Here is a 25,790-nt window from a genome sequence, read left to right as displayed (position 1 = left end):
CGATGACCAGCCCAGACCTGCGCCACCACGGTGACGTCGACGCCGCACCAGGCCTTGCCGACTTCGCCGTCAACGTGCGGGTGCCGCACCCGCCCGATTGGCTGCGCGAACGGCTGGCCGCGGCGCTCGACGGCCTTGGCACCTATCCCTCGAAACTGGCAGAAGAGCGCGCCCGTGAGGCCGTCGCACGCCGTCACGGGCGCTCGCCGGACGAGGTTCTGCTGCTCAACGGTGCCGCTGAGGGCTTCGCGCTGCTGCCGAAGCTCGCGCCGCGCCGTGCCGCGATCGTGCATCCGGGCTTCACCGAGCCCGAAGTGGCGTTCCGCGACGCCGGAATTCCGGTGGAGCACGTGCTGCTCGACGGTGACTTCCAGCTCAAAAGCACGCACGCCGACGCCGATCTGACCGTCATCGGCAACCCGACGAACCCGACGTCGGTGCTGCACGAGGCCGTGAAGCTCAAGACTTTGCCCGGCCGGCTCGTCGTCGACGAGGCGTTCATGGACGCCGTGCCCGGCGAGCCGGAGTCGCTCGCGCACGATCCCGAGGTGCTCGTGCTGCGCAGCCTCACCAAGACGTGGGGCCTCGCCGGACTGCGGGCCGGCTACTTCCTCGGTGATCCCGAGACCCTGCAACGGCTCGCGCACGGCCGTCCGCACTGGCCTGTCGGCAGCCTGACGCTGGAGGCGATCACGGCGTGCTGCGAGCCGGAGGCGCTGGAGGCTTCGGCACGGTTCGCGCGAGAAGCGGAAGAACACGCCGCGTTCGCCTTGGAGCAGCTCCAAGACCTGGTCGTGGTTGCGCCGAAAGCGCCGTTCGTGCTGATCAGGGCGCCGAGGGGCACGCGGGAGGCGTTGCGGGACAAGGGGATCGCGGTACGCCGTTGCGACACCTTTCCCGGACTCGACGACACGTACCTGCGCGTGGCGATCAGGCCGCCGAAGGAGTTCGCGGTGTTCGTGGACGCGCTGCGGGTAGCGATGGAGGAACTGGCGTGAAGCTCGCCGACGTGATCGCGGTGCTGGAGTCCGCGTATCCGCCGAAGACCGCCGAGAAGTGGGACGCGGTCGGCCTGGTCTGCGGTGACCCGGACGAAGAGGTCACCAGGGTCCTGGTCTGCGTGGACCCGACGCAGTCCACTGTGGACGAGGCGGTCGAGGTCGGGGCGCAGCTCGTGCTCGCTCATCACCCGTTGCTCTTGAGAGGCGTCAACGGTGTTCCAGCCGACGACCCCAAGGGTTCGTTGGTGCACAAGCTGATCCGGAACCGCGCCGCCTTGTATTGCGCGCACACCAACGCCGACAACGCCTCGCCAGGAGTGTCGGACGCGCTCGCGGACGCCATCGGGCTCGCCGTCACCGGTCCGCTGGAGGTGTCCGACGACGTCGGCTCGGGCCGCATCGGCGAGCTGCCGGAGGCCGAACCGCTGCGGGTCTTCGTCCAGCGCGTGGCCGACGCGCTGCCGGCCACGGTGCAGGGCGTCCGCGCGGCGGGCGACCCGGAAAGCCTGATCAAACGGGTCGCTGTGTGCGGCGGAGCGGGCGACAGCTTCCTCGGCACGGTGCAGCGCGCCGGCGTCGACGCCTACGTGACGGCCGACCTGCGGCACCACCCGGCGAGCGAGCACCTGGAGTCCGGCGGACCCGCGTTGGTGGACGTGGCGCACTGGGCCAGTGAGTGGCCGTGGTGCGAGCAGGCGGCGGAGATTCTGCGGACGGCCTTCGGCGGTAGGGTCGACGTACTCGTCTCCACCCGCCGGACCGATCCGTGGACAGTTGGTGCGACGAGCGAAGCAGCAGGAGGACCTGAGTGAAAGCCGATCCCGCAGTGCAGCGCAGGCTGCTCGACCTCGCCGAGGTCGACGCCGAACTGGCGCGTGTCACCCACCGTCGCCGCACGCTGCCCGAGATCGCGGAGATCGCCGAGGCCGAGCAGCAGGTCCGCGCGAAGCAGGACGCGCTGGTGGCCGTCGAGACGACCCTCGGCGACCTCGACCGCGAGGTGAAGCGCCAGGAAACCGAGATCGACCAGGTCCGCGCCCGCGAGGAGCGCGACCGCAAGCTGATGCAGTCCGGCTCGGTCGGCGCCAAGCAGCTCACCGACCTGGAGCACGAGCTCGCCACGCTCGAGCGCCGCCAGGGCGTCCTCGAGGACGACCTGCTGGAGCTGATGGAACGCCGTGAGGCCGTGGAGGCCGACGTGTCGTTCGCCCGCGTGGAGCTCGACAAGGCACGTTCGACCCTGGAGGACGCCGCCAGTCGCCGCGACGCCGCTCTCGCCGACCTGGAGTCGACCGAGACCAGGCGCACCGCGGACCGCTCGGTGATGGCCAAGGGCTTCCCGGACGACCTGCTGAAGCTCTACGACCGCCAGCGCGAGCAGCGCGGCATCGGCGCCGCGGCGTTCCAGTCGCGCCGGTGTGGCGCGTGCCGGATCGAGCTGGACCGCGGCGCGGTGTCGAAGCTGCAGGAGGCGGCGGCGGACGAGGTCGTGCGCTGCGAGGAGTGCGGCGCCATCCTGGTCAGGATCGCGCAGCCGAAGGCCTGACCCGGCTCACCCGCGTGCGCCGCCCAGCTTGACGGTCACCGTGTCGACCTGGGGCAGGCCGAGTTGACGGTAGAGCACCAGCGCTCGCTGCCAGTGCTCAGCGGCCAGGTCGTGCTCTCCGGAGGCGGCGTGTGCGTCGCCGATGCCCTCGTGTGCTTGGGCGCGCTCGTGGAGGAGCCTGTCACCGTTCTTGTCGGAGAGCGTTTCGCGATAGACGCGGAGCGCTTCCGTCAGGTTTCCCGCGGCCGCGTGTGCGGCAGCCAGTTCGTTCAGCGTGGCGATGAACTGCTCGGTGTCGCCGACGGAGCGTGCTGTGTGCGCCGCCGAGTCGAGGTAGCGGATCGCCAGTTCGTGCTCGCCGGCATGGCGGTGAGCGACACCGATCGTGCGCATGGCGGCGCACTCCATGGGGCGGTGACTGGCCTGCCACGCGACGTTCAGGGCGAGGTGCGCGTAGCCCAGCGCCTGCTGCGGCTTGCCCTGCTCCGCGCAGATGTCCGCCATGCCGCACAAGGTGTTCGCCTCGACGGTCCGGTCTCCGCTGTCCCGTGAGATGGCCAACGACTGTTCCAACAGTGCGAACGCCTCGTCGCGTCGTCCCAATATGTGCAGGAGTCGTCCGTAGTTGAGGGTGGCCGACGCCATCAGGCGGTGGTTGCCGAGCTCCTCGTAGAGGTCCAACGCGCGGCGGGTGTACTCCGCGGCCTCGGCCTGATTCCCTTGTCGCCCGGTCACGACGCCGAGGTTGTTCAGCGTGGCCGCCTCCAGAGACCGATCGCCGACCTGCACGAACAGGGTCAGTGCGCGCTCGAGGTGATCGACGGTCTCCTCGATGAGGCCCGCGCGGAGCGTTGCGGCGGCCAGCACGCGCCGCGCGTTGGCTTCCGCAGCGGCGTCACCGAGTGTCTGGGCGGCGTGCAGGGCACGGGTGTGGAGTGCGAAGGCGTCGTCGTAGTACCCGCCCATGTGGAGGTAGCGCCACAAGGTGTTCGACACCTTGACCACGTGGTCGGGCTCGCCGTGCTGGGGGGTCGCGAGCAGGTTGACCCGCTCGCGGTCGAGCCAGCCGAACGCCGTGTCGTAGCTGTCGAACACCGGTGACTCGGCGTCCAGTGAGGCGACCTTCGGCCTGCGCTCGGTCTCGAACGGGGCGACGAGGTCCATGGCCGCGGACGCGGTGACGAGGTAGTAGTCGGACAGCCGGGTCAGTGCCGCGGCGCGATCGGGTGCGTCGTCGGTGGTGCCGGCCAGCTCCGCGGCATAGGCGCGCAGCAGGTCGTGCGGCTGGTACCGCCCGGCGGAGGGCTGGTCCACGAGGTGGGCGCGCACCAGCACGTCGAGCGCCCGGCGGGTCTCGCGCAGCCCGGTTCCGGCCATCGCCGCCAGCGCGTAGGTGTCGACGTCGTGCCCGTGGTGCACCCCGAGCAACCGGAACAGCCGGGCAACGGCGGGGTCGAGCCGTTGGTACGACCAGGAGAACACCGCACGGATCGCGGTGTGCGGGTCGTCGTCCGCGGCCAGCAGGTCCAGTGCGTCCTGGTGGTCGGCGAGTTCACCGGCCAGTTCGCGGATGGCCTGACCCGGCCGAGATCGCACAATCTCGGCCGCGATCCGCAGGGCCAGCGGCAACCGCGCGCATCGTTCTGCCAGCGCACCGACGGCCTCCGGTTCGCCGTCGGCGCGTGCGCCGAGCAGTTCGCGCAACAGCTCCGCCGCGTCGGCGGCGGGCAGCCGGTCCAGATCGATCCGATGCGCGCCGTACCGGGCGACGAGTCCCGCCAGCGAGTCGCGACTGGTCACCAGCGTGCGGCAGGACGAGCCGGCCGGCAGCAACGGGCGGACCTGGTCGACGGTGCGGGCGTTGTCCAGCAGGAGGAGGATCCTGCGCTGGTCGAGGAGGGTGCGGAAGCGAGCCGCCCGTTCGTCGAGATCGTCGGGAATCGCCGCCCCGTCGAGACCGAGCGCGCGCAGGAAACCCGCGAGCGCGTCCGCAGGTGCCACGGGTTCGTCGGGACCGTAGCCACGCAGGTCCACGTAGAGCTGGCCGTCCGGGAACCGGTCGCGGACCCGGTGCGCCCAGTGCACGGCGAGCGCCGTCTTGCCCACCCCCGCGGTGCCGGCCACCGTCGTGATCACCACCGGCGCCCCGGCGGACAGCACCTCCTCCAGCTCCGCGAGTTCGGCTTCCCGGCCGACGAACCCGCGGACGTCCACCGGGAGCTGGGCGGGGATCTCCTGGCGATGCGGGACGGGCTCGGGTGCGGACTCCGGTGTGGGCTCCGGTTCGGCGAGGATGCGGCGTTGCAGCTCGCGCAGTTCCGGCCCGGGCTCCAGACCGAGTTCGGCTACCAGCACCTGTCGCGCCCGGCGGTAGACCTCCAGCGCGTCGGACCGGCGTCCGGCCCGGTGCAGCCCGGTCATCAGCAGGCCGTGCAACCGCTCCCGCAACGGGTGTTCCCGCACCAGCTCGGTGAGCTCACCGAGGACCGCCTCGTGCAGGCCGCAGGCGAGCTCGGCCTCGTACAGCGCCTCGACGGCGGCGAGGCGACGTTCGGTGAGCCGGCGTGCCCAGTCGGCGAGCACCGGTGTCTCCACGTCCGCGAACGGGTTGCCCCGCCACAACGCCAGCGCCGCGCGCAGCGACTCGATCGCGCGCTGCGGCTCCTGGTCCGAGGCAGCCTTGACCAGAGCTTCGAACCGGACGGCGTCGACCTCGTCCTGCCCGGCCCGCAACCGGTAGCCAGCCGCGCCGAACGTCAGCCGCTCCGGGCTGTCCAGCACACCGCGCAGCCGATGCACGTGCAGCTGCAGCTTCTGCGCCGCCCGCGAATCCGGTCGATCACCCCACAACGCGTCGGTCAGCACGTCCACCGGCACCGGCTGGTTCGCCCGTGCGAGCAGCACACCGAGCAGGATTCGCTGGAGTCGTCCCGACAACACCTCCACCCGGTCGTCGCGCCGCACTTCCACCGGCCCCATCACCCGAAACTCCATGCGCCCCCTGTCGTCCGGTCATCCTCCCGGTCGCGAGTGTGACAGTTCGGGGAGAGCGCTTTCCGGCGTTCCGGACGTTCAGGGCGTGGCGGGGCGGCCCTTCCGCGCGCATCATCGTGCGATGGGTGCACGGTTCCGGCACCGCACCGTCCCCCTGGCCGTCACCCTCGTGGGCTGCCTGGCGATCTTCCACGTGCCGGTGCTCCAGACGAGCCGCACCGCGCCCGAGGTGATCTACCACGGCGGCGTCGTGCTCACGATGCAGGCGACCCAGCCGCGTGCCGAGGCGATCGCGATCCGGAACGGCCGGATCACGGCGGTCGGCACCGACGAACAGGTGCTGCCGCTGGCGGACCGGGTGACCCGTCTCGTGGACCTCGGTGGCCGGACGGTGCTGCCGGGTTTCATCGACTCGCACGCCCATTGGATCGGCGACGGCGAAATGGTCGGCCTCACGCCCGAGTTGGCGATCGAGGCGGCGTTGCGGCGCGGCTGGACCAGCATCAGCGAACAGTTCGTCAACGTGCAGCGACTGGACCGCCTGCGCGAGCTCGACACGTCCGGCAGCCTCCGGTTGCGGGTCAACGCCTACCTGCCGCTCAACTTCGAGGACGACAAGTTCTCCTGGTTCCTCGACCACGAGCCGCGGCACGTCTACAGCCCGCACCTGCGGCTGGCCGGCGTCAAGCTGTTCGTCGACCACGACTGGGGCACCCGCTTCCACTGGAGCCAGGTCGAGCTCGACAACTACGTCCTGACCGCCCACCGCAACGGCTGGCAGGTGACCGCGCACGCGATCAGCGCCGAGGCCCACGACCAGTACCTCACGGCGGTGAGCAGAGCGTTGGCCGCGCATCCCGCCCCGGACGCGCGCCACCGGGCGGAGCACGTGATCCAGCTGCGCGACGACCAGCTCGCCAGGATGCGCGAGCTGGGCATGATCGCGTCGATCCAGCCGGCCCTGCCAGGTGACGCTCCGGCGGAAGCAGGCTTCCCGGAACTGGTGGCGCGCGGCGAGATCGGGTGGATCACCCGCTGGCGGGACCTCGTGGACAGCGGCGTCCGCACGATCGGCAGCACGGACATGCCGTGGATCGTGCTCGTGCTGGGCGACCACGCCACCGACCTGCCGCACGGGTCACCGTTGGAGGCGGTGTTCCAGGCGGTGACCCGGCCGAGCTATCTCGGCCGCACTCCCGAGGACTGGCAACTGCGGCAGCGCCTGACGGTTGATCAGGCACTGCGGCTGTTCACCGCCGACGCCGCGTTCGGCACCTTCGAGGAGGACGTGAAGGGCACTCTCGCGCCCGGCAAGTACGCCGACCTCGTGATCCTGTCCGCGAATCCCACCGCGGTCGCCGTCGACTCGTTGCGGGACATCGAGGCGCTCGTGACCGTCGTCGGTGGCAAGGTCGAACACTGCGCCGACCCGGCGACCGGGCTCTGTTAGACGTCCAACGCCGAGCGCACGTACCGGGCGCAGGGGGTGACCGCCTGAGCAAGAGCTGCGCGTTCTGCACGTGTCGCCGGTTGGGAACCGCCGAACGTGCCCGTCCAACGGTCGTTGGTCTACCGCCGTTCGCTCGACTTCGATTACTCCTTTCTCCGGTATCGGCGCGAGTCTCGGTAATTATCATTCTCCGGTGTCTGTCCCATATCGGGAATTTCAAGGAGATATATTTTGTCGCGATTAGCTGCATTGGTGTGCACGACTCTGGCATTCGTCTGCGTTGCACCGCAGGCAAACGCCGCCCCGGACTTCCGGGAAGAGGTGGTCGCGCTCACCAACGCCGAACGCGCCAAGGTCGGCTGCGGCGCACTGGTGCGCCACGAGTCCTTGGACAAGGCAGCGCAGGGACACAGCGCGGACATGGCGGAGAAGAACTACTTCAGCCACACCGGCCAGGACGGCAGCAGCCCGTTCGACCGAATCGCGCGCGCGGGTTATCCGAAGAACACCGGTCAGGCCGAGAACATCGCGGCCGGGTATCCGACCCCGAGTGGAGTCGTGGTCGGGTGGATGAACTCCGCAGGGCACAAGAAGAACATGCTGAACTGCTCGTACAAGTCCATCGGCGTGGGCTACTCCCACAACGCGGGCGCGCAGTGGCGGCACTACTGGGTGCAGACCTTCGGCACCCGATGACAGCAGCCCCGAGCCGTTAATTCGCTGGCGGTAGGCGGCGAGTGGCTCGATGATCCCGTAGCAGTGCCGATGTGCCAGCGGGAGGTGACCGGTGATGTACCTCGCCGAGGGCGCCGAGGCCGAAGTGGTCCCCGGCGGCCATCTGCGCGAGCCGGCCCTGCTGGCCCTGGACGATCTCGTGGTGACCGCCTGGGCCGCCAGCGGCCCAGGCGGCTACGAGGACTACATGTTGCGGACGCACGGCAATTCGTGGTGGCTGTGGGCCGGAGGCGACGACTTCCGCTTCGACAACGCGACCGGGCTGCTCGAGAGCGTGTCGATGCACCTGCCCGAGACCAATCTTGCCGATCCCGGCGTCATCGGGCCGTGGCTGGAACTGACGCCAATGGCCGGCGTACTACACCGTGAAGACAAGAAGTTGTTCAGTTCCGAGGTGGCCGACGTGCGATGGTGTGCCGAGGACGGCGGCGTGCTCGTGGGTTTGTACGCCTCGGCCATGGCAACGGCGGCCGAGCCTCTGCGCCTTCGGGTGACCGACGAATTCGACCTGTTGTTCGCCAACGGCCGGCTGGCCGGTTGGCTGCTGGAGAACCCGGAGCAGCACCTCGTCGGCCCGGAGGACGACACGGTCGACGCACAACCGCCCGATCCCGAATTCGCGGTTCTGCTCAAGCATTACTTCGATCTCATCGACGATCCGCACATGGAGGAGCTCTTCGAAAAGGAGGACCCCGTGGGACGGCAACTGCTGGCAAGCCTGCGGGAACGCATCGCCCTCGACCGCGGGGCCACCCATCGCCGATCGGTGCTGTCGGAGAAGATCAGATCTCACGATGCCATGTGGTACGGCCCGCCCGGCGCGTGGTGATCGTCGGAGTCAGGTCTGGAGTGGACAGCGCGTCTCGCCCAGGGCTCGGCCCGCACAAGCAAAAAACCCCATGGGTTTGATGTCTCCATCAAACCCATGGGGTGATTAACGCTCGTGTCCGAGGGGGGACTTGAACCCCCACCCCCTTTCGGGGACTAGCACCTCAAGCTAGCGCGTCTGCCATTCCGCCACCCAGACTGATGGGATCATCGTACACGGCCCTCAGAGGCCCCCGAACGCGGGGCTACGATCGCCCGGTGAAGGTGATCGTCGAGGCTGATGGCGGGTCGCGGGGCAACCCCGGGCCGGCTGGGTACGGCGCGGTGGTGCGGGACAGGCTCAGCGGCGAGACCTTGGCCGAGCGCAAGGGTTTCATCGGGGTGGCGACCAACAACGTCGCCGAGTACCAGGGGCTCATCGCTGGGCTCAGGGCCGCGCAGGAACTCGGGGCCGCGGCCGTCGAGGTGCGGATGGACTCCAAGCTGGTCGTCGAGCAGATGTCCGGGCGCTGGAAGATCAAGCACCCGTCTATGCAGCCGCTCGCGCGGGAGGCGCAGGCCCTGGCGCGCCACTTCGGGGCCATCACGTACGAGTGGATTCCCCGCGAGCGCAACCGGCAGGCGGACCGGTTGGCGAACGAGGCCATGGACGACGAAAAAGCCGAGAAAGCCGAAAAAACCGAGGAAGGGGCCAAGCAGCCGCACTGGAGTGGTGCGGTGGGCGAGCCCACGCGGTTGATCCTGTTGCGGCACGGGCAGACCAGGCTGTCGGTGGACCGTCGCTACTCCGGGCGGGGTGATCACCCGCTCACGGAGTTCGGGCTGGAGCAGGCGGAGAAGGCCGCGGCCCGGTTGTCCAAAGTAGACGGGATCGAGGGCATCATCTCGTCACCGCTGGGCAGGGCGCAGCAGACGGCGGGCAAGCTCGCCGAGAAGACGGGGCTCGAGGTCGTCACCCACCAGGGGCTCATCGAGACCGACTTCGGCACGTGGGAAGGGCTGACGTTCGCGGAGGCGGCGAAGCAGGACCCGGAGATCCATCGGCGGTGGCTCGGCGACACGAGCGTGCAGCCACCGAACGGCGAGAGCTTCGACGAGGTCAACGCGCGGGTGCGCAAGGCGCGCAGCGAGATCATCGCGAAGTACGGCGGCAAGACGCTGGTGCTGGTGAGTCACGTCACGCCGATCAAGACGTTGCTGCGGCAGGCGCTCGACGTCGGGCCGCAGTTCCTGTTCCGGATGCACCTCGACCTGACCGGGGTGTCCATCGCGGAGTTCTATCCGGACGGGCACGCTTCGGTGAAGCTCGTGAACGACACCTCACATCTCAGCTGACCTTTCGCAGGCGTGGGGTCAGCGCCGAGGTGAACCGGTCGGCCGCCGCGTCCAACAAGGCGGCCGCGCCGGGGGTACCCACGTTCCGGTCCAGCACGAACTCACCGCGCACCACCTGGTCCGCGCCCTTCGTGGCGAGCAACGGGTGCAGCGCGTAGTCCATCGCCACCAGGAAGCCCTGGCTGCCACCCGTCGCCAACGGCAGGACCGCGCGGCCGCGCAACGCCTTCTTCGGCAGCAGGTCCAGCAACGCCTTCACCAGGCCGCTGTACGCGGCGCGGTACACCGGCGAGGCGACCACGACGCCGTCGGCGGAGAGCAGGCTGCTCACGGCGGCGCTGATCTCCGGATCGCGCAGGTCCTCGGTGAGCAGCGACAACGTCGGCAACGCGCGCACGTCGAGCAACGACACGTGGTGTCCGGCGGCTTGCAGCACCGCGGACACGTGTGAAACCACCAAGCCGGTCGGCGCGGCCGGGGACGGCGCGCCGGAGATGATCAGCAGGTTGGACATGACTGGGCACTCCCTGAGGTCGCGGTTGTGAGCAACTCAGCGGAGGCAACACAGGCTGGCTGCCACGCGGCCGTAGTCGACGTGGCGACGTCGTGTCATGGTGTGAGTCAAGCAACGTCCGGACCGGTGAACAACCGGTCTCAGCGGCTGGGATATCCTGGTGGGCGCGGATGAGTCGGCAGGGCGGCCGCGGCAGCCAGTGTCATTTGATGTTGGTAGTCGAGGAAAGTCCGGACTCCACAGGGCAGGGTGGTTGTTAACGGCAACCAGGGGTGACCCTCGGGACAGTGCCACAGAAAGCAGACCGCCCCGGCGAAAGCCGGGGTAAGGGTGAAACGGTGGTGTAAGAGACCACCAGCGCCCCAGGTGACTGGGACGGCTAGGTAAACCCCACCCGGAGCAAGGCCAAGAGGGCACGCGAGTGCCTGCGCGAGCGTTCGAGGACTGCCCGTCCGATGCTCGCGGGTAGGCCGCTAGAGCCTGCCGGCGACGGCAGGCCCAGATGGATGGCCGCCAAGTGGGACGCGAGTCCCATGAACAGGATCCGGCTTACATGCCGGCTCATCCGCCTTGATCGTTACATCGTCTGGCCCACCCTGACCGTACGTGTGCGGTACAACCGCGGCCTCGAAAGCGCGGTCATCGAGACGTTCGACGTCACCGGAGTCGTGGGCGACTACATGCCCATGCAGCAGTGCGCGGCCGATCCGAACTGCGGAACGGCGTGAGGGAGAGGTTCATGCCTGAGCAACCGTCACCGCACCGGCAGAAACATCGGCAGATGCAGTGGAGCATCGGGGTCCTCGGCGACTTCGTCTGGATGAACCTGCCGGAGGCCCGCCCGTTCCTCGCGGAACGGATCGCGGCCGAGGTCGAGGAAGCGATCGACCACGACCGGGAACTGCAGCCCATCCAGCCGATGGACACCGCCCGTGACGTCCTGTGGTACCCGCTGATCCAGCCGGCGCTCGACGCCGAACCGATGGACGAGGAGTGGGTGACGAGGCTGCTGCGGATCGTGCGCGAGGCGTGGGAGCTGGAGCCTCCTCCGTGGGAGGACACCAGGTACGGCCTGCGCGTGTACGTGCTGGAGAACCTCGACGTGCCGGACTACCTCCCGATCGTCGAGCGGCTTGATCCCGCTCTGCACGCCGTGATCAGGAACGTGATCGGTTCATAGCCTCACCGCACAACGGTGCCCCGGGCGGATCTCCGCTCGGGGCACCGTTGTGTGGTGAAGACGATCAGAACGTCGCGACGTTCAACAGCCGCTCGTGCGTGCTGTCGGGATCGGTCGTGGAGTTCCAGTTGGTCGTTCCCGCCGCCTGCAGGGCGGACTTCACGGCCGACGGGGACGCGCTCGGGTGGGTCGACTTGAACAGCGCCGCCGCGCCCGCGACGTGCGGGCTGGCCATGGACGTGCCCGAGATCGTGTTGTAGCCGCCGCCCTTCCAGGACGACAGGATGCACACGCCGGGCGCGATGATGTCCACGTCGGCGCCGTAGTTGGAGAAGTCGGCGAAGGTGTCGTCGACGTCCGCGCGGCACGTCGACGCCGCGCCGCCGCCCGGCTGGCCGTTGAAGTCGGCCAGCGCGCTGACCGTGATGACCTCTTCGTAGGTGGCCGGCACGAAGGTCGACGAGTTCTTCGCGCTGTTGCCCGCGGCCACCACGTAGGTCACGCCGGCGGACACCGAACGGCAGATCGCCTCGTGCATCGCGTCCTTGTTGGACCCGCAGGCGCTGTCGCTGCCGGACCCGCCGAGGCTCATGTTCGCGACCTCGATCTCGCTCGCGTGCGCGGTGACGTAGTCGATGCCGCAGATGATGGCCGAGAACGAGCCGCTGCCCTGGTTGTTCAGCACGCGGACCGGCCAGATGCGGGCGCCGGGAGCGACGCCGACGACGCCGGTTCCGTTGTCGAGCGCGCCGATGGTGCCGGCGACGTGGGTGCCGTGGCCGTTGCCGTCGTCAGCGCTGCGGCCGGTGGAGCAGTTCTTCGCTCCCGCGGTGTTGACGTTGAGGTCCGGGTGGTCGAGGTCGACGCCGGTGTCGATCACGGCGACGTCCACGTTCACGCGTTCGTCGGTGCCGTTGATCCGGGCGGTCGGACTCTGTTCGGCGTCGACGCGGTCGATGCCGGTCGGCTGGGTCTGCGCGGCGATCGACGCCACGCCGTCCGGCTGCACCAGCGCGACCCGCGGGTCACGAGCGAGTCGTGCGGCCGTGCCGGCGGTCATGCGGCCCGAGTAACCGCGCACCGCGGACTCGTACACGTTGTCGACCGTGACGCCGAGCAGGTTGGTCAGGCTGGACACGCTCGTGCCGTCCTTCAGCAGCACGATGTATCCGCTGGTAGCGGTGTCGGCGGTGGCTGGAGCGGCGGGAACTGCGGCGGCGAGCAGAGAAGCTGCGAACAGGGCCTTGACTGTGAGTCGTCGCATGGGCTCTCCTCAAGGGGCTGAGCAGGGACCACGATGCTCTCACCCGAACGGGGTGAAGCGTTAGTACTTTCGGGTGTAAATCCACGACCGGATTCGCCGGTATTGATGGAGCCGTGCTCTCCCATTTGGAATGCGCTCGCTGCGGACTGCGCCACGACGCCGACCAGGTCCAGAACCTCTGTCGCCAGTGCGCGTCACCGCTGCTGGCCCGCTACGACCTCACCCGCGTCGCCCGTCCCACCTCGGAAAACTCGCTGTGGCGCTACCGGGACGTCCTCCCGGTCCGCAACCCCGACCCCGCGTTCAGCCTCGGCGAGGGCATGACCCCGCTCGTGCCGCTCCCGGCGCTGAGCCGGGCACTGGACGCGAACATCCTGATGAAGGACGAGTCGCTCATCCCGACCGGTTCGTTCAAGGCCCGCGGCGCCGCCGTCGGGGTCGCGCGGGCGAAAGAGCTCGGCGTCGAGGGCATCAAGATGCCGACCAACGGCAACGCGGGCGCCGCCTGGGCCCTCTACGCGGCCCGCGCGGGCATGCGCAGCGTCATCGCGATGCCCGAGGACGCCCCGCTGATCACCCGCGAGGAGGTCGAGGCGAGCGGCGCCGAGCTCCGGATCGTCCCAGGCACCATCGCCGACGCGGCCGCGGCCATCAAGGACGTCGATCTCTTCGACGCCTCGACGCTCAAGGAGCCCTATCGCATCGAGGGCAAGAAGACGATGGGTTACGAGATCGTCGAACAGCTCGGCTGGCGCGTCCCGGACGTGATCATCTACCCGACCGGCGGCGGGGTCGGGCTGATCGGGATCCACAAGGCGCTAGGCGAAATGCGCGAGCTCGGCTGGATCGACGGACCTCTGCCGCGTCTCGTGGCGGTGCAGTCCACCGGCTGCGCGCCGATCGTGCGCGCCTACGACGAAGGCGCGGCCGAATCGACCTTCTGGGACAACGCCTTCACGAGCGCGTTCGGGATCAACGTGCCGAAGCCGTTGGGGGACTTCATCATCCTGCAAGCCATCAGCGAAACCAATGGCACCGCAACGGCAATCGATGACGAGCAGATCCAAAAAGACCGGGAGGAGTGCGCACGACGAGAAGGCGTGTTCCTCTGCCCGGAAGGCGCCGCCACGATCAGCGCGGTCCGGAAACTCCGGGAAACCGGTTGGCTCCAAGCGGATGACGAGGTCGTCGTGCTGAACACCGGAGCCGGCATCAAGTACCCAGCTGTCCGCCTCTAAGTAGCCGCAGTCCCTGGGAGCGTTACAGAATTTCGGCCGTTCGAGTGGTGCCGCCGTCGCAACACGCCCCCCTCGGTATCACGGCTCGAAACCCCCGATCCTCCTGTCAGACGGCCGGCCCCTGCAGCCGGTCGTCCCCAAGGGAGGGAAGAGACATGCAACGCAAGCTGACCGTGGTGCTGGCCCTGTCCAGCCTGGTCACCGCCGGAGCTGTCGGGGTCGCGACCGCCGACGCCACAGAGCTCCCCGTGTACGGGGTCACCAGCTCCGGCCTCGACCAGGAGCAGGCTCAGCGGCTGCAACGGGTGTTCGGCCTCAAGGACGTCCAGAGATCCGAGGCGGGCGCGGTGTCCTTCGCGGACGAGCAGCGCTACCAGTACCTGCCGACCGTCGACAAAGGACAGGGCAGACCCGACGAGGACGGCAACGCGACCACGCAGACCGCGCTCGACACCGAGGCCATCAAGCGGATCAAGACGATCCCGGCGGACGAGGCGACCAAGCGCGCTCAGGAAGGCCTGAGGGCAGCGGGCGTGTTGCCGGCGAACGCAACCGCCACCGCGCAGCACACGACGTTCGAGCTGTCGGACCCCAACGGTCGCAACGCACTCACGGCGAACCTGGACACGTCGGTGTCCTACACGTTCCAGCTCGGCGGCATCCCGCTGGAGGGTGAGGGCGCGAACATCCGCGTTTCGTTCGACGCGCAGGGCGTCACGGCGGTCAGCCACGCCGCGCGCACCTACGACAAGGCCGGCACCGCCAAGGTGAACGACCTCGCGTACGGCGCCAAGCTGTGCCAGAAGTACCTCGGCGCCTCGGTGAAGCCGGACGTCAGCTACGTCTACGTGGCGCCGCCGCTGGAGGACAAGGTCGACAAGATCGAGCCCTCGTTCCGCTGCGCCGGCCGCAACGACGACGGTGGCGCCCCGCAGGCCATCACCCTGCCCGCCGCGGTCGGTGCCGAACTGCCGCAGCCGGGACCTGGCCAGGAGCCCAGGCCCGATGCCCAGTTCAAGATGCAGGCGGTCGGCACCCAGGTCGGCAGCGAGGGCACCGGCAACTGCTCCGGCCTGCCCAACACCGCCGCCAACATCGGCACCTTCAACACCGAGGCGAGCAACCACGGCATCACCCGCGACTTCAGCTGGCTCGACGGCAACGCGTGGGAGAGCGACTTCAAGGACCCGATGTTCGCGGGCGGTGACGACACCAACTGGGCCGACGACGTCGACCTCACCTACTGGCAGGGCCACGGTTCGGGCACCGGCTTCTACTTCACCGGCTGCTCCAACCACACCGACGACAAGCTCGCGAACACCGACGCGCGCTGGGGCCAGAACGACGTCGAGTGGATGAGCCTCTTCACCTGCCTGATCCTCGAGGACACCACGGGCGGCCAGAACTGGGCGCAGCGCTGGGGCCAGGCCTTCCGCGGTCTGCACCAGATCAACAGCTTCACCACCGTCAGCTACAACTCCGCCAACCACGGCGGCAAGTTCGGTCACTACATGTGGCGCTCGCCGTTCCTGTGGTGGAACAACCCGATGAAGGTCCGCGACGCGTGGGCGCAGGCCAGCATCGACACTCAGCCCGCCTCCGTCCGCTGGGCGACCATGGGCGTCTACCTGCCGACGACCGGCGGGCTGGGCAACTACAACGACTACTTCTGGGGCAAGGGCTCCGTCGGCCCGGACTACGCCTCGACCGGCTGGTTCTGGCGGATCTCCGGCGCCTCCTAACCGAGGTCCCGGACCCTCAACCGCGCCATCCCGAGCGAACTGAAGAAGACAGCCACCGCCGCGAGCCCGAGCAGGGGCGCGGCGGTGAGCTGTTCCCCGGTCAGCACCCTCGGCAGGTAGTGGAACGGCGACACCAGGTTCGCGACGTCGTAGCCGATCCCCAGCGACGGTCCGACGATCTCACCGAACATGTTGACGGCCAGCCACACCACGAACGAGATCGCCGCGGCGGCACGGGGCGCGACACCCGCGGCGAGCATCGCCACGGCACCCACCACCAACGCGGCCGGCACCTGGAGCAACGCCGCGGTCAGCACGCGAAGGTCGCCACGACCGGCGGCGAGCCCGGCCGCGGTCATCATCGCCAGGGTCCCCGCCACGGCCACGAGCAGGTGCCCGCCGGCCCACCGCATCCGGCTCATGGCCGTCGACAACAACAACTCCGCCCGCCCGGACACCTCGTCCGCCCGCAGCCGCAACACCACGAGCACCGGGAACAACGCCGCCGTGCCACCCAGACTGATCATGATCATCCACAGCAACGTGTCCCCGAGCTCGCCGCTGCCGTAGCGCCGCAGGAACTCGCTCATCACCGCCGAACCGCCGTCGACCGCGCCCCGCATGCCGGCCGCGACGCCGCCCATGGTCGCTCCGGCCAGCGCGAACGCCGTCACCCAGCCGATCAGCTGCGTCCGGTGCACCCGCCACGGCAGGCTGACGTCACCACCGGTCCTGCCCGGCCGCGCGGGCACCACGCCCGCCCCGAAGTCGCGGCGCAGGTTCAGCCGGAACGCGACGACGGTCAGCAGCGCGGTGGCCACGAGGGGCACCACGAGCACCCAGCTCGACACCAGGAACAGGTGGCTCCACCCGTTGGGGGAGAACCAGCGCGCCCACAGCAGGCCGCTGCCGTCCGCCGCGAACCGCACGCCGTAGGTCAGGCCGAGCAGCCCGCACGCGATCAGGTGAGCGGTCGAGGACCGTTCGGTCAGCTGGGCGGCCACTCCCGCCACGGCCGCGAACACGAGGCCCGGCGCGGTCACCGCGAGCCCGAACCTCAGGCCGCCGATCATCGCCACCAGTACGCCGACCAGCAGCGAAGCTCCCATCGCCAGGCCCAGCGCGGACGCGAGCGGTGCACATCGGGACAGAGGCGTCGAGCGCAGCAGCTCCTGACGGCCGGACTCCTCTTCGGCCCTGGTGTGGCGCAGCACCGTGAGGATCGCCATCAGGGCGGTCAGGATGAACGCGACGTCGCCGATCTTCCAGAGGATCAGCCCCTGCAGCGTCGGCGCGGTCAGCTGTCCGGTGAACGCGGTGAGCGCCGTGTTGCCGGCGACGTCTCGGGCGAAGGAGAGCGCGGCTTCGGCGGTGGGGAACATGCGGCTGTACTGGGCGGTGACGCTGAGAACAACACCTGCGATGAGCGCGATCCAGGACCCCAGTACAACCCGGTCACGACGCAGCAGGAACCGTAACATGGTTCAGAAGCTACACAGGTTTCACAAAGTTGTGAAGACTCAGCGCTTGGCCGGGCGCCCCGAAGGCATCCTCAACACCGGCCGGAACGGCTCCCCGGCGTTGTAGAGCTCCTCCAACTCCGTCACGTACGCGAGCACCGCCGGATTGACGATGTCGGCCAGCGACCGCACCCCCGCCTGAGGCTCGTAGGAAGCCAGATAGGTGGCCGCCGCACGCGCTCGCTCCAGCACGGACCGGTCGAAGTTGATCGTCCGCTGGACCCGGCGCCGCGTTTGCGGAGCCTCCCCGGTAGGCTCGATCACGCCTGGAGCACTAGGGGAGGCTGTGATTCCGTCCACACTTCCGTCCGGCACGAGGTCAGGTTCGAGCATCGGCGAATCTCCTCGGAGTCGTCGCTCCGGACCGCACCCGCAGCGCCTTTCAGAGGGGTCGCGAACCGGCCGATCAGGGCGTTCACATGGGTGGACACGTGCTCATGTTTAAAGTTCACGCACTGTGTGTGACCAGGGCGTTCGCAGTCGGGTGAACCTTGGCGGCGACGGAGAGAATCTTGAGCCCGGTGTTCCCCACTGACGTCTCCTCAGTGATGATGTGTCGGCCAGATTAGACGTAATTCTCCCCAGGGGGAACGGCCAGATGATCTACCGCCAGCTCCAACAGCTTCACACGTCGTGACGAACTCGTGTTCTACTCGTAGCGCAAGCCCGAGCGCACTCTGGAGTACCTAATGACCGCCATGGACCTGGTGACACTCGCTCAGCAGCAGCCGACGGTGCCGGGCACAAGCAATGTCCGTGACTGGATCCTGGGCAACATCGTTCCGCTGCTGCTGCTGACCGTCGCGCTCCTCCTGCTCTGGCTGGGAGGTGGCAAAGGCGACAACGCGGGCGTGATGCGTCGCCTTGGCGGCGTGATCGTCGCGCTGGCCATCATCGGCCTCGCGGTGACGACCGACGCGGGGTCGAACATCGGCAAGTGGCTCGCCGGCTTGTTCGTCGGAGGCTGACACGTGCGGGTCCGCACTGACGACGAGGTCTACCGGGTCGACGCCGTCTGGCTCGGCCCGCCCAAAGCGACTTTTCCCTGGCGCGCGCGATACGTCGCGTGGGGCGTCGGGATCGTCGTTTTCCTCGTCGTACTCACGATCGAGCGGCAGATGGGCATCGGGTTCGGGTTCTTCTCGACCGCGTGGGCCCTCGTCGCGACGATCATCCTCACGCGCTTCATCACCCAGCGGATCAGCCATGAACGGCCGCTCACGGCCGTCATGTCGATGTGGGTCCGCGAGCTCACCGCACCTCGAGAGCGCACGGCAAGCTCCGGCGGAGCGGCCAGCGCCGCCCGGATCCGGGTCAGTCCGCAGCGGCCTCGTCCCAAGTTGAGCAAGAAACAACGGGCGAGACAGCAGGCCCAACGCCGGACGTCAGCCAGCCGTAAGAAGGAGGTTCGCGGTGTTCGGACGCCGGCGAGACCGTGACCGTCGCTCCGCCCAGCACATCGCCCAGCACGCCGCGGCCGACCCCCGCGAGCGTGACCGGGCCGCGTATTCGAAGCGCGGCCGTCGCCTGCCCGGCGAACAGGCCGTGCCGAGCTACACGCCGTCGATCGCCGCGCGCAGCATCGACGGACACCTGCTGCGCACCGGCCAGGAGGTCTACGCCTGGTACCGGCTCGCGCCGCAGCGCTGGTCGTTCCGCAGCGACTCGCAGCGCCAGGACCTGATCGCCGCGATCGCGGGCCAGTACGCCGAGCTGCAGGGCCGCTGGATGCACCTGCGGGTCACCACGCGGCCGTATCCCATCCGCATGTGGGCCGAGGCGCACGTGCACAACGCCGTCAAGCGCCTGCCGGACACGCCCGGCACGCTGTCGTTCGACGACTACATGATCGGCGAGCAGCAGCAGCTCATGGGCCGCTCGATGGCGGAGAAAGAGGTCTACCTGGGCGTCCAGGTGCAGACCCGCAACATGATGGACCGCGCCGTCGAACGCGCGGCCCCCGTGCTGCGCAAGGTCTTCCCGGATGCCGTCGACGCCGAACTGGTCGCGCTCGACTCCGAGGTCGAGCACCTCGACCAGGTGATCGGGTCCGCCGGTCTCGAAGGCCGTCCCGCGACGGCCGAGGAGATGTCCTGGCTGATGCACAGGTCGTGCTCGCTGGGCCTGCCCGCGCCGCGCAACCTGCCCGCCGTGCCCGGTGCCGCGTGGGAGCCCGAGGACCTGGCGTCCTTCACCGACGCCGCCGACTTCCACCAGGAGCCCTACTCGCCGACGGTGACCGTGCGCGGCCGCACCGGCTCGAACGCGGGCATCAAACGGCACGTCGCGGTGCTCACCGTCGGGCTGATGCACGGCCTGCAGATCCCCGAGGTCGACGACCCGTGGGTGCAGCGCGCGGACCGGCTCCCGGCGAGTGTCGAGTGGTCCGCCCGCATCTACGTGCGCAAGCCCGAGGAAGTCTCGGGCGAGCTGTCACGGCAGATGAGCAAGGTGCGCTCGCAGGTCCGCCACTACACCGACGAGCACGAGCTCGAACCGCCGCAGTCACTGGCCCGCCAGGCCGGTCGCGTGCTGGAGATCGACGACGAGATGACGTCGGGCTTCACCGCGCTCGGCACCCGGGTGCGCTCGTGGTGGCGGCTCGCGGTCAGCGGACCGACCGAGCGCGAGGCGCTGCGGCTCGCCCAGTCGTTGCTGGAGCTGTACAAGCCGAAGATCGCGATCGAACACCCCGAGGCCCAGTACGCGATCGCCCGCGAGTTCATCCCCGGTGAACCGCTGTCCAACGGCGCGTACCTGCGTCGCGGCAGCGTGTTGTGGGCGGCGAGCGCGGTTCCCACGGCCACGGCCGAGGTCGGTGACCGTCGCGGCATTCTCCTCGGCGAGACCGTCACGGCCACCCGCCGCCCGGTCGCGTGGGACCCGTGGATGGCGCAGGAACTCCGCGACGCCTCGGGTCTGACGGCGATGGTCGCGGGTCTGGGTGCCGGTAAGTCGTTCCTCGGCGGCGGCATGGTCTACAAGACGCTGCGGGCCGGCGCGCACTGGACGTTGCTCGACCCGTCCGGACCGCTGTCCGCACTCTGCGACCTGCCCGAACTGCGGCCGTACGCGCGACCGATCAACCTGCTCAACGCCCAGCCCGGCATCCTCAACCCGTACCGGGTGGTCGCCGAGCCGATGATCGAGCACTTCCTCGACGAGGACGACCCCGAACGCGCCTGGCGCCGCGAGAAGGCACTGGCGGCGGCGACCCGTCGTCGTCTGGTGCTGGACGTGCTCACGGGTCTGCTGCCGTTCGAGGTCGCGCGCCTGCCGCAGACGCGCATCGTGCTGCTGCGCGCGGTCCGCACGGTCGGTGGCCGCTTCGACGCCCACCCCGGTCTCGTCTTCGAGGCGCTGCGCCGGGACGCGTCCGAGCACCACGAGCACGCCGTCGTGGTCGCGGACTTCCTCGACGAGATGCGCGAGCGCATGTCGTTGCTCATCCCCGAGGAGGACCACGACCCGTACAACGAGGTGCGCGACGACCGGCTCACCGTCCTGACCATGGCGGGCCTGAACCTGCCCAAGGACGGCGTCGGCCGCGAGCACTGGACGGATGCGGAGTCGCTCGGTGTCGAGATGCTGAACCTCGCCGCCTGGCTCACCCAGCGCTCGATCTACGAAAAGCCGAAGGACCAGCGCAAGGGCGTCTGGATCGACGAGGCGTTCTTCCTCTCGGAGGTCCCGACCGGTCGCGTGCTGATGAACCGCTTCGCGCGTGACTCGCGAAAGTGGAACGTCCGCGTGCTGCTGTCGTCCCAGATCCCCGCCGACTTCCTGAAGATCCAGGGCTTCGTGGCACTGCTCGACTCGGTCTTCGTCGGCCGGCTCGACGACGACCAGGCGCAGGCGGACGCGTTGCGGCTGCTCAAGGTTCCGATCGCAGCCGGCTACGAGCAGGTCGTCGCGTCGCTCGGCCGCCGTCCCGGTGGCGAGCGCACCGCGACCGAACGCGACCGCGCCCCGCGGCAGTTCATCTTCGGCGACGGTGCCGGTGGTGTGGAGCGGATCCGCATCGACTTCAGCGGCCCGCACCTCGAACACCTGCGCAACGCCCTCGACACGACCCCGGATGCCAAGCGCGGCAACGCGAACGGCAACGGCGAGCTCGTGCCGACGGACGAGCACGCGGCTGCCCAGCCGCCCGCCTACGTGCCCGACGAGATCGACGACGAACTGGCGGCGGACATGGAACTCGGACTGACGGAGGACGAGGCCCATTTGGTGGGCCACGGTGACGGCACCAACCGCCACCACGGCGGCGCCGCATGACGGCGCTGACGATCGTGCTCGCGATCGCCGCCTTGCTCTGGGCAAGGCGGCGGTTCGCGCTGCGCACGTCAGCGAAGTCCCGCTCGGTGCTCGCGGTCTCGGTCATCCTCGCGCTGCAGGTGGTGATCGGTGCTCCGGCGCACGCGCAGGCCTGTGGCGACCCGCCGAACCCCGAACGTCCCGGCGCGGGCATGGTCGGCGCACTCGACCCGCCGGTCGGCAACGGCCTGCCCGGCTCGCCGTACCTCGACTACGGCTACGCGGGCATGGTCTGGCACTACTACCAGTCCAGCTGCACCATCCCGAACGCCAGCGCCACGCTCGACACGTGGGCGGGCAACGAGTTGTTCAGCGTCGGCAAGAACATCGTCGGTGCCACGAACGCGTTGCACTACACGGTGATGGGCCGCGGTCTGCTGGTGCCGCTGGACGACGCCGTGAAGAACGGCGTGCAGAAGGTCTACGACAACGTCTATCTGCGCTGGTTCGGACTGGTCGCGCTGATCCTCGCGATCCTGATGTTCCGGCAGATCTGGACGGGCGACTTCGCCGCGATCTCCAAACGCGGGCTTTGGGCGTTGGCGGCGATGTGGCTGGCAACGTCCACATTGGCCTTGCCGCAGTTCTACAACCTCCTCGACAACACGCTGGTCTCCAAAACCTCGGAGATCCAGGCGGGATTCATCGAGGCACCCGAAGAACAAGGCACACTTCACGTACTACCAACGAAACTGCACGACGCGGTCGTCTACCAGAGCTGGCTGCGCGGTGCGTTCGGCACACCTGAGGCACCGCAGGCCGCCGAGTACGGTCCGCGCATCCTCAAGGCCCAGGCCTGGACGACGGCGGAGATCGCCGAGCACAAGGACGCGGACCAGGCGGCGCTGACCGCGAAGAAGGCCGAGTGGAAGGCGCTGGAAGGTCAGCTCGGCACCGCGAAGGGCTACTTCGACGGCACCGACGGCAGCCGCACCGGCGCCGGGTTCCTGTCACTGCTGCAGGCCATCGCGTTCTCGCTGTTCCAGTTGTTCGCGAAGGCCGCGGTGCTGCTGGCCCAGCTGTTGCTGCGCATCCTCACGCTCGCCGGACCGCTCATCGGTCTCGTCGCGCTGATCCACCACGACCTGCTGCGCAAGGTCGCGCGGGCGGCCGCCGTGACGGTGTTCAACGTGCTGGTGCTCGCGGTCCTCGCGGGTGTCCACGCGCTGCTGCTGCAGGCGATCTTCAGTGCGACCGGGCTTTCGTTGCTCACCAGGACTTTGCTCGGCCTGATGCTGACACTGGTCTGCTTCGTCATCGGAAAACCGTTGCGCCGCATGTGGCAGATGGTCGAGATGTCCGTCGGCTCGGCGAGCAACGTCCTGCCGATGAGCGGCGGCATCTGGTCGAAGATGATGGGCAGGAAGAAGCCGACCGGCCCGACGCCGCAGGACGAGTTCTGGGATTCCGTGCGGGAGAACGACACCGACGGCGAACAGGTGCCGCAGCGCGGCCGCGGCCGGGTGCGCCCGGAGGCCTCCAGCCCGGTCATGGCGACGGCGCAACGGCTCGACCGCGACTCCCAGCCGGGACAGATCGTCAGTGGCGGGGACGGCTACGGCGTGCGCGCGGGTGCCTTGCCCGCCGGATCGGGCCCGGCGGCGTTGCCGGTCGGCCGGTCGCGCGTGGTCGACAGCCCGCCCGTCACGGATCGGCAGTGGGACCGGGTCGACGACTCGGTGCTCGTGCCGTCGCGTTCCAACGGTTATCAGGGACCGGTGCAGGAACCTCGCCGGGCCGAGACGGAAGTGGTGGCGGGACGTCCGGTGCACGTGATCTACCGACCTTCGCGCGGTTTCGAAGTCAGGGACAACTGAAGGGAGGCGTAGGTGCCGATCCGTACCAACCGCGGCCGTGCCGCGGTCTACCGCAGGCTGTGGGGCTGGCCGCTGCGCTCCCCGCGGCACCTCGCCGCCTCGATCATCATCTTCGTGGTGGTGGTCGTCGCGCTCGGCGTGATCATCCCGAGGGTGCTCGACCGCAAACCCGCCGGTCAGTCGGCCGCGGGCCAGCCCTCGACGTCGTCGCAGGGCACCCAGGTCGGACAGCTGCCGTCCAGCGGTGTCTCGCTGCCGACCAAGCTGCCACCGCCCACCAACGCCGCCTCGGCCGCGCCGACCGCTGCCGACGCGCAGCTGGTCGCCGAGCTGTGGGCGGAGAACTGGATCAAGCCGCCGCCCGACAACGACGTCAACAAGTGGCTCGCGCAGCTCCGTCCGTACACGACGGAGGAATTCCTCGCGCAGATGGCGACCATTGATCCGAAGAACGTGCCGGACAAGCTCACGCCGGGAGTGCGGCCGGTGCGGTCGACCGTGTCGTCGGCCGACTTCGAGGTGAGCACGGATCTCGGCAAGGTCGTCATCACGTTGATCAAGCTCTCGCCCAGCAACGAGTGGCGGGTCAACGGCTACACGAAGGCGGACTGACCATGCGGTGGATGCTGCTGCTCGGAGCGCTTGGTGCGGTAGTCGTGATCGCGGTGGCGACCTCCGGTGTGACGCAGGTGGTCAGCAACTCCACGAACCCCGCCGCCGGGGCGAACTTCATGCGGATGAGCTGCAACGCGGCCATCGGGCCGTGGGACGCGGGCGGCGGCGACAAGGGTCGGCACGACGCGTCGCGCCTCAACGACGAGCAGCGCAACATCGTGGCCCGCATCATCTCCATCGGCCAGGAGCGCAAGCTGCCGCCGCTCGCGTGGCAGGTCGCGATCCAGGCCGGCATGACCGAGTCGGGCCTGCGTCCGTTGAACTACGGCGACCGCGACTCGCTCGGCATCTTCCAGATGCGTCCGTCGATGGGCTGGGGATCACCCGACGAGGTCAAAGACCCGACGTACGCGATCAACAAGTTCTACGACGTGCTGCTGAAGGTGCCGGACTGGGAGAACAAGCGGCCCGGCGACTCCGCGCAGGCGGTGGAACGGTCGGCTTTCCCCGACCGCTATCACAACTGGGAGGCCATGGCGGCCTTCCTGCTGGGTGAGCTGGGGCAGATCGCCGACCCCGCCGGTTGCGGCTCGGGCGCGGGCCAGTTCCTGCTGGCGTCGAACGCGGCGGGCATCGCGATCCAGTTCACCAAGGAACAGCTGGGCGAGCCGTACCTGTGGGGCGGCAACGGCCCGGACGCGTGGGACTGCTCGGGCATCCTCGTGAAGGCGTTCGGGGCGGCCGGCGTGAAGATCCCGCGGGTGGCGAACGACCAGTACGAGAAGGGCGGTGCCCATCTACCGGTGCGCGAGGCCCAGGCCGGAGACCTGCTCTTCTGGGCCTACAACACAGCGGATCCACGATCTGTCCACCACGTCGGCATGTACCTCGGCAACGACGAGTACATCCATGCCCCCCAGACGGGTGACGTCGTGAAGATCTCCAAGATCAACTGGAATTATCAAGAGCTGATGCCGCTGGCCGTCCGGCCGGGCGTGTAGATCGCGGGGAGGCGCTGCATGTTCAACCACGACCCCATCCCGAGGCCTTCCGGACCGCCCGCGTCGAGCACACCAGTGCGTGACTACATGGCGGCTGGTGCTCCGGGTGTGTCCGCCGACTACGTGGTGATCCCGCGTGCGCTGGCGGAAGCCATGCCGTTGCCGTGGCAGCAGCACCTGACGCACCTGCTGGCCGATTTCCACCGCACCTACGGCCACCTCAAGTGGCCGATCTACCGGGTGGTGCCGTCCCGCTACGAGAAACTCGCCGACCTCGACGAGGAACAGCTGGCCGAGGTCGGCGCCATCATGGAGATCGACTCCGACGGTTCGCTGGTCTACCGTGACCGGTCCGGACGCAAGATCGAGAACGCCGAGGACCGGACCGTTCTGGTCTCGTGTTTGGATCCGATCCCCTCGGAGTACGCCAACGCCAACCAGTCGACGCCGCCGCGGGGATTCCCGGCGCCTTTGGGAGGCGAACGCGTATGAGTGACACGAGCGGTTGGTACTACTGCCTCACCCACCAGACGGTCGAGCAGGGCAAGGGCTGCAGGGGCGGGGACCGGATGGGCCCGTACCCGGACGAGGCCACCGCGGCCCACGCCCTGGAGATGGCCCGCGAGCGGACCCGTGCCGCGGACGAGTCGGACAAGAAGTGGCGCGGCGACGACGAGGACTGAACGTCTGAGT

At 69.0% G+C, this 25,790-nt stretch carries 23 protein-coding genes, 1 tRNA gene and 1 other RNA gene; 19 read left to right on the top strand and 6 right to left on the bottom strand.

Annotation, left to right across the window (positions count from 1 at the left end):
* The first annotated feature begins 2 nt into the window (after nt 1-2).
* Genes cobC through G7043_RS45400 form a run of 3 tightly spaced genes read left to right on the top strand, consistent with a single transcriptional unit; the run spans nt 3 to nt 2,547 of the window.
* Complete coding sequence (cobC, locus tag G7043_RS45410; protein ID WP_166055600.1) at nt 3-998, top strand: Rv2231c family pyridoxal phosphate-dependent protein CobC; 996 nt, start codon at nt 3-5, stop codon at nt 996-998.
* The gene (locus G7043_RS45405; protein ID WP_166055598.1) at nt 995-1,813 is read left to right on the top strand and encodes a Nif3-like dinuclear metal center hexameric protein; all 819 of its coding nucleotides are present in this window, start codon (nt 995-997) and stop codon (nt 1,811-1,813) included. The genes cobC and G7043_RS45405 overlap by 4 nt, the downstream gene beginning before the upstream one ends.
* On the top strand, nt 1,810-2,547 hold the full coding sequence (locus G7043_RS45400; RefSeq protein WP_166055596.1) for a zinc ribbon domain-containing protein: 738 nt from the start codon (nt 1,810-1,812) through the stop codon (nt 2,545-2,547). The genes G7043_RS45405 and G7043_RS45400 overlap by 4 nt, the downstream gene beginning before the upstream one ends.
* 6 nt (nt 2,548-2,553) lie before the next feature.
* Here the strand turns inward: G7043_RS45400 and G7043_RS45395 are convergent, their stop codons facing one another.
* The gene (locus G7043_RS45395; RefSeq protein ID WP_207312597.1) at nt 2,554-5,541 is read right to left on the bottom strand and encodes an AfsR/SARP family transcriptional regulator; all 2,988 of its coding nucleotides are present in this window, start codon (nt 5,539-5,541) and stop codon (nt 2,554-2,556) included.
* A 121-nt stretch (nt 5,542-5,662) separates the two neighbouring features.
* Between G7043_RS45395 and G7043_RS45390 the strand changes: the two genes are divergently transcribed.
* The 3 genes from G7043_RS45390 (at nt 5,663) to G7043_RS45380 (ending at nt 8,555) form a co-directional block, all read left to right on the top strand.
* Complete coding sequence (locus G7043_RS45390) at nt 5,663-6,991, top strand: amidohydrolase (protein ID WP_207312596.1); 1,329 nt, start codon at nt 5,663-5,665, stop codon at nt 6,989-6,991.
* Between the two features lie 252 nt (nt 6,992-7,243).
* On the top strand, nt 7,244-7,687 hold the full coding sequence (locus G7043_RS45385) for a CAP domain-containing protein (RefSeq protein WP_166055592.1): 444 nt from the start codon (nt 7,244-7,246) through the stop codon (nt 7,685-7,687).
* A gap of 94 nt (nt 7,688-7,781) precedes the next feature.
* Nucleotides 7,782-8,555, top strand: a complete 774-nt coding sequence (locus G7043_RS45380) for a hypothetical protein (RefSeq protein ID WP_166055590.1) — start codon at nt 7,782-7,784, stop codon at nt 8,553-8,555.
* Nucleotides 8,556-8,670: 115 nt separating this feature from the next.
* On the opposite strand, the gene G7043_RS45375 is transcribed toward G7043_RS45380, so the two are convergent.
* Nucleotides 8,671-8,753: transfer RNA gene (locus G7043_RS45375), tRNA-Leu, on the bottom strand.
* A gap of 65 nt (nt 8,754-8,818) precedes the next feature.
* Between G7043_RS45375 and G7043_RS45370 the strand changes: the two genes are divergently transcribed.
* Nucleotides 8,819-9,889 (top strand): bifunctional RNase H/acid phosphatase, encoded by a 1,071-nt coding sequence (locus G7043_RS45370; protein WP_313888423.1) that lies wholly within the window; start codon nt 8,819-8,821, stop codon nt 9,887-9,889.
* Here G7043_RS45370 and G7043_RS45365 read toward each other — a convergent pair.
* Nucleotides 9,882-10,403 carry an NAD(P)H-dependent oxidoreductase gene (locus tag G7043_RS45365; protein WP_166055587.1) on the bottom strand — a complete coding sequence of 174 codons (522 nt, stop codon included), beginning with the start codon at nt 10,401-10,403 and terminating at the stop codon, nt 9,882-9,884. The two genes, G7043_RS45370 and G7043_RS45365, sit on opposite strands and share 8 nt — an antisense overlap.
* A 171-nt stretch (nt 10,404-10,574) precedes the next feature.
* Between G7043_RS45365 and rnpB the strand changes: the two genes are divergently transcribed.
* Nucleotides 10,575-10,971, top strand: an RNA gene (rnpB, locus tag G7043_RS45360) — RNase P RNA component class A.
* Between the two features lie 171 nt (nt 10,972-11,142).
* On the top strand, nt 11,143-11,583 hold the full coding sequence (locus G7043_RS45355; protein WP_166055585.1) for a hypothetical protein: 441 nt from the start codon (nt 11,143-11,145) through the stop codon (nt 11,581-11,583).
* Nucleotides 11,584-11,647: 64 nt separating this feature from the next.
* Here the strand turns inward: G7043_RS45355 and G7043_RS45350 are convergent, their stop codons facing one another.
* Nucleotides 11,648-12,847: a S8 family peptidase gene (locus G7043_RS45350; protein ID WP_166055582.1), complete on the bottom strand. Its 1,200-nt coding sequence runs from the start codon at nt 12,845-12,847 to the stop codon at nt 11,648-11,650.
* A gap of 113 nt (nt 12,848-12,960) precedes the next feature.
* Between G7043_RS45350 and G7043_RS45345 the strand changes: the two genes are divergently transcribed.
* Nucleotides 12,961-14,085, top strand: coding sequence for a threonine synthase (locus G7043_RS45345; protein WP_313888413.1), 1,125 nt, complete (start codon nt 12,961-12,963; stop codon nt 14,083-14,085).
* Between the two features lie 155 nt (nt 14,086-14,240).
* Nucleotides 14,241-15,827, top strand: a complete 1,587-nt coding sequence (locus tag G7043_RS45340; RefSeq protein WP_166055580.1) for a DUF6345 domain-containing protein — start codon at nt 14,241-14,243, stop codon at nt 15,825-15,827.
* On the opposite strand, the gene G7043_RS45335 is transcribed toward G7043_RS45340, so the two are convergent.
* A complete protein-coding gene (locus G7043_RS45335) occupies nt 15,824-17,308 on the bottom strand; it encodes an ABC transporter permease (protein WP_166055579.1) in 1,485 nt (494 codons plus the stop codon). The two genes, G7043_RS45340 and G7043_RS45335, sit on opposite strands and share 4 nt — an antisense overlap.
* Before the next feature lie 39 nt (nt 17,309-17,347).
* Complete coding sequence (locus G7043_RS45330; protein ID WP_313888412.1) at nt 17,348-17,611, bottom strand: hypothetical protein; 264 nt, start codon at nt 17,609-17,611, stop codon at nt 17,348-17,350.
* A gap of 425 nt (nt 17,612-18,036) precedes the next feature.
* Here G7043_RS45330 and G7043_RS45325 point away from each other — a divergent pair, with 425 nt between their 5' ends.
* The 8 genes from G7043_RS45325 to G7043_RS45290 are packed head-to-tail and all read left to right on the top strand — an operon-like array spanning nt 18,037 to nt 25,780.
* Complete coding sequence (locus G7043_RS45325) at nt 18,037-18,315, top strand: hypothetical protein (protein ID WP_166055575.1); 279 nt, start codon at nt 18,037-18,039, stop codon at nt 18,313-18,315.
* A gap of 3 nt (nt 18,316-18,318) precedes the next feature.
* Entirely contained in the window at nt 18,319-18,786 is a 468-nt protein-coding gene (locus G7043_RS45320; RefSeq protein ID WP_166055573.1) for a hypothetical protein, read from the top strand.
* The gene (locus G7043_RS45315) at nt 18,761-21,625 is read left to right on the top strand and encodes an ATP-binding protein (RefSeq protein ID WP_166055571.1); all 2,865 of its coding nucleotides are present in this window, start codon (nt 18,761-18,763) and stop codon (nt 21,623-21,625) included. Before G7043_RS45320 ends, G7043_RS45315 begins: the two co-directional genes overlap by 26 nt.
* Nucleotides 21,622-23,481, top strand: coding sequence for a hypothetical protein (locus G7043_RS45310; protein WP_166055569.1), 1,860 nt, complete (start codon nt 21,622-21,624; stop codon nt 23,479-23,481). Before G7043_RS45315 ends, G7043_RS45310 begins: the two co-directional genes overlap by 4 nt.
* Nucleotides 23,482-23,493: 12 nt before the next feature.
* Nucleotides 23,494-24,093: a hypothetical protein gene (locus G7043_RS45305; protein WP_166055567.1), complete on the top strand. Its 600-nt coding sequence runs from the start codon at nt 23,494-23,496 to the stop codon at nt 24,091-24,093.
* 2 nt (nt 24,094-24,095) lie between these two features.
* Entirely contained in the window at nt 24,096-25,097 is a 1,002-nt protein-coding gene (locus tag G7043_RS45300; protein WP_166055565.1) for a C40 family peptidase, read from the top strand.
* Nucleotides 25,098-25,115: 18 nt separating this feature from the next.
* Nucleotides 25,116-25,589: a hypothetical protein gene (locus G7043_RS45295; protein WP_166055563.1), complete on the top strand. Its 474-nt coding sequence runs from the start codon at nt 25,116-25,118 to the stop codon at nt 25,587-25,589.
* Nucleotides 25,586-25,780: a hypothetical protein gene (locus G7043_RS45290; protein ID WP_166055561.1), complete on the top strand. Its 195-nt coding sequence runs from the start codon at nt 25,586-25,588 to the stop codon at nt 25,778-25,780. The genes G7043_RS45295 and G7043_RS45290 overlap by 4 nt, the downstream gene beginning before the upstream one ends.
* The last annotated feature ends 10 nt before the right edge of the window (nt 25,781-25,790 follow it).

Source organism: Lentzea alba (assembly GCF_011067745.1).
Classification (GTDB): Bacteria; Actinomycetota; Actinomycetes; order Mycobacteriales; family Pseudonocardiaceae; genus Lentzea; species Lentzea alba.
The sequence above is the reverse complement of the archived record's forward strand: the minus strand, read 5'-3'. Positions and strand labels throughout refer to the sequence as shown.

What these genes read in the sequence shown, in the direction of transcription:
- G7043_RS45310 (WP_166055569.1), top strand. Translation starts at nt 21,622, where the DNA reads ATGACGGCGCTGACGATCGTGCTCGCGATCGCCGCCTTGCTCTGGGCA.
- G7043_RS45390 (WP_207312596.1), top strand. Translation starts at nt 5,663, where the DNA reads ATGGGTGCACGGTTCCGGCACCGCACCGTCCCCCTGGCCGTCACCCTC.
- G7043_RS45355 (WP_166055585.1), top strand. Translation starts at nt 11,143, where the DNA reads ATGCCTGAGCAACCGTCACCGCACCGGCAGAAACATCGGCAGATGCAG.
- cobC (WP_166055600.1), top strand. Translation starts at nt 3, where the DNA reads ATGACCAGCCCAGACCTGCGCCACCACGGTGACGTCGACGCCGCACCA.
- G7043_RS45365 (WP_166055587.1), bottom strand. Translation starts at nt 10,403, where the DNA reads ATGTCCAACCTGCTGATCATCTCCGGCGCGCCGTCCCCGGCCGCGCCG.
- G7043_RS45350 (WP_166055582.1), bottom strand. Translation starts at nt 12,847, where the DNA reads ATGCGACGACTCACAGTCAAGGCCCTGTTCGCAGCTTCTCTGCTCGCC.
- G7043_RS45335 (WP_166055579.1), bottom strand. Translation starts at nt 17,308, where the DNA reads ATGTTACGGTTCCTGCTGCGTCGTGACCGGGTTGTACTGGGGTCCTGG.
- G7043_RS45290 (WP_166055561.1), top strand. Translation starts at nt 25,586, where the DNA reads ATGAGTGACACGAGCGGTTGGTACTACTGCCTCACCCACCAGACGGTC.
- G7043_RS45380 (WP_166055590.1), top strand. Translation starts at nt 7,782, where the DNA reads ATGTACCTCGCCGAGGGCGCCGAGGCCGAAGTGGTCCCCGGCGGCCAT.
- G7043_RS45295 (WP_166055563.1), top strand. Translation starts at nt 25,116, where the DNA reads ATGTTCAACCACGACCCCATCCCGAGGCCTTCCGGACCGCCCGCGTCG.
- G7043_RS45325 (WP_166055575.1), top strand. Translation starts at nt 18,037, where the DNA reads ATGACCGCCATGGACCTGGTGACACTCGCTCAGCAGCAGCCGACGGTG.
- G7043_RS45300 (WP_166055565.1), top strand. Translation starts at nt 24,096, where the DNA reads ATGCGGTGGATGCTGCTGCTCGGAGCGCTTGGTGCGGTAGTCGTGATC.
- G7043_RS45395 (WP_207312597.1), bottom strand. Translation starts at nt 5,541, where the DNA reads ATGGAGTTTCGGGTGATGGGGCCGGTGGAAGTGCGGCGCGACGACCGG.
- G7043_RS45340 (WP_166055580.1), top strand. Translation starts at nt 14,241, where the DNA reads ATGCAACGCAAGCTGACCGTGGTGCTGGCCCTGTCCAGCCTGGTCACC.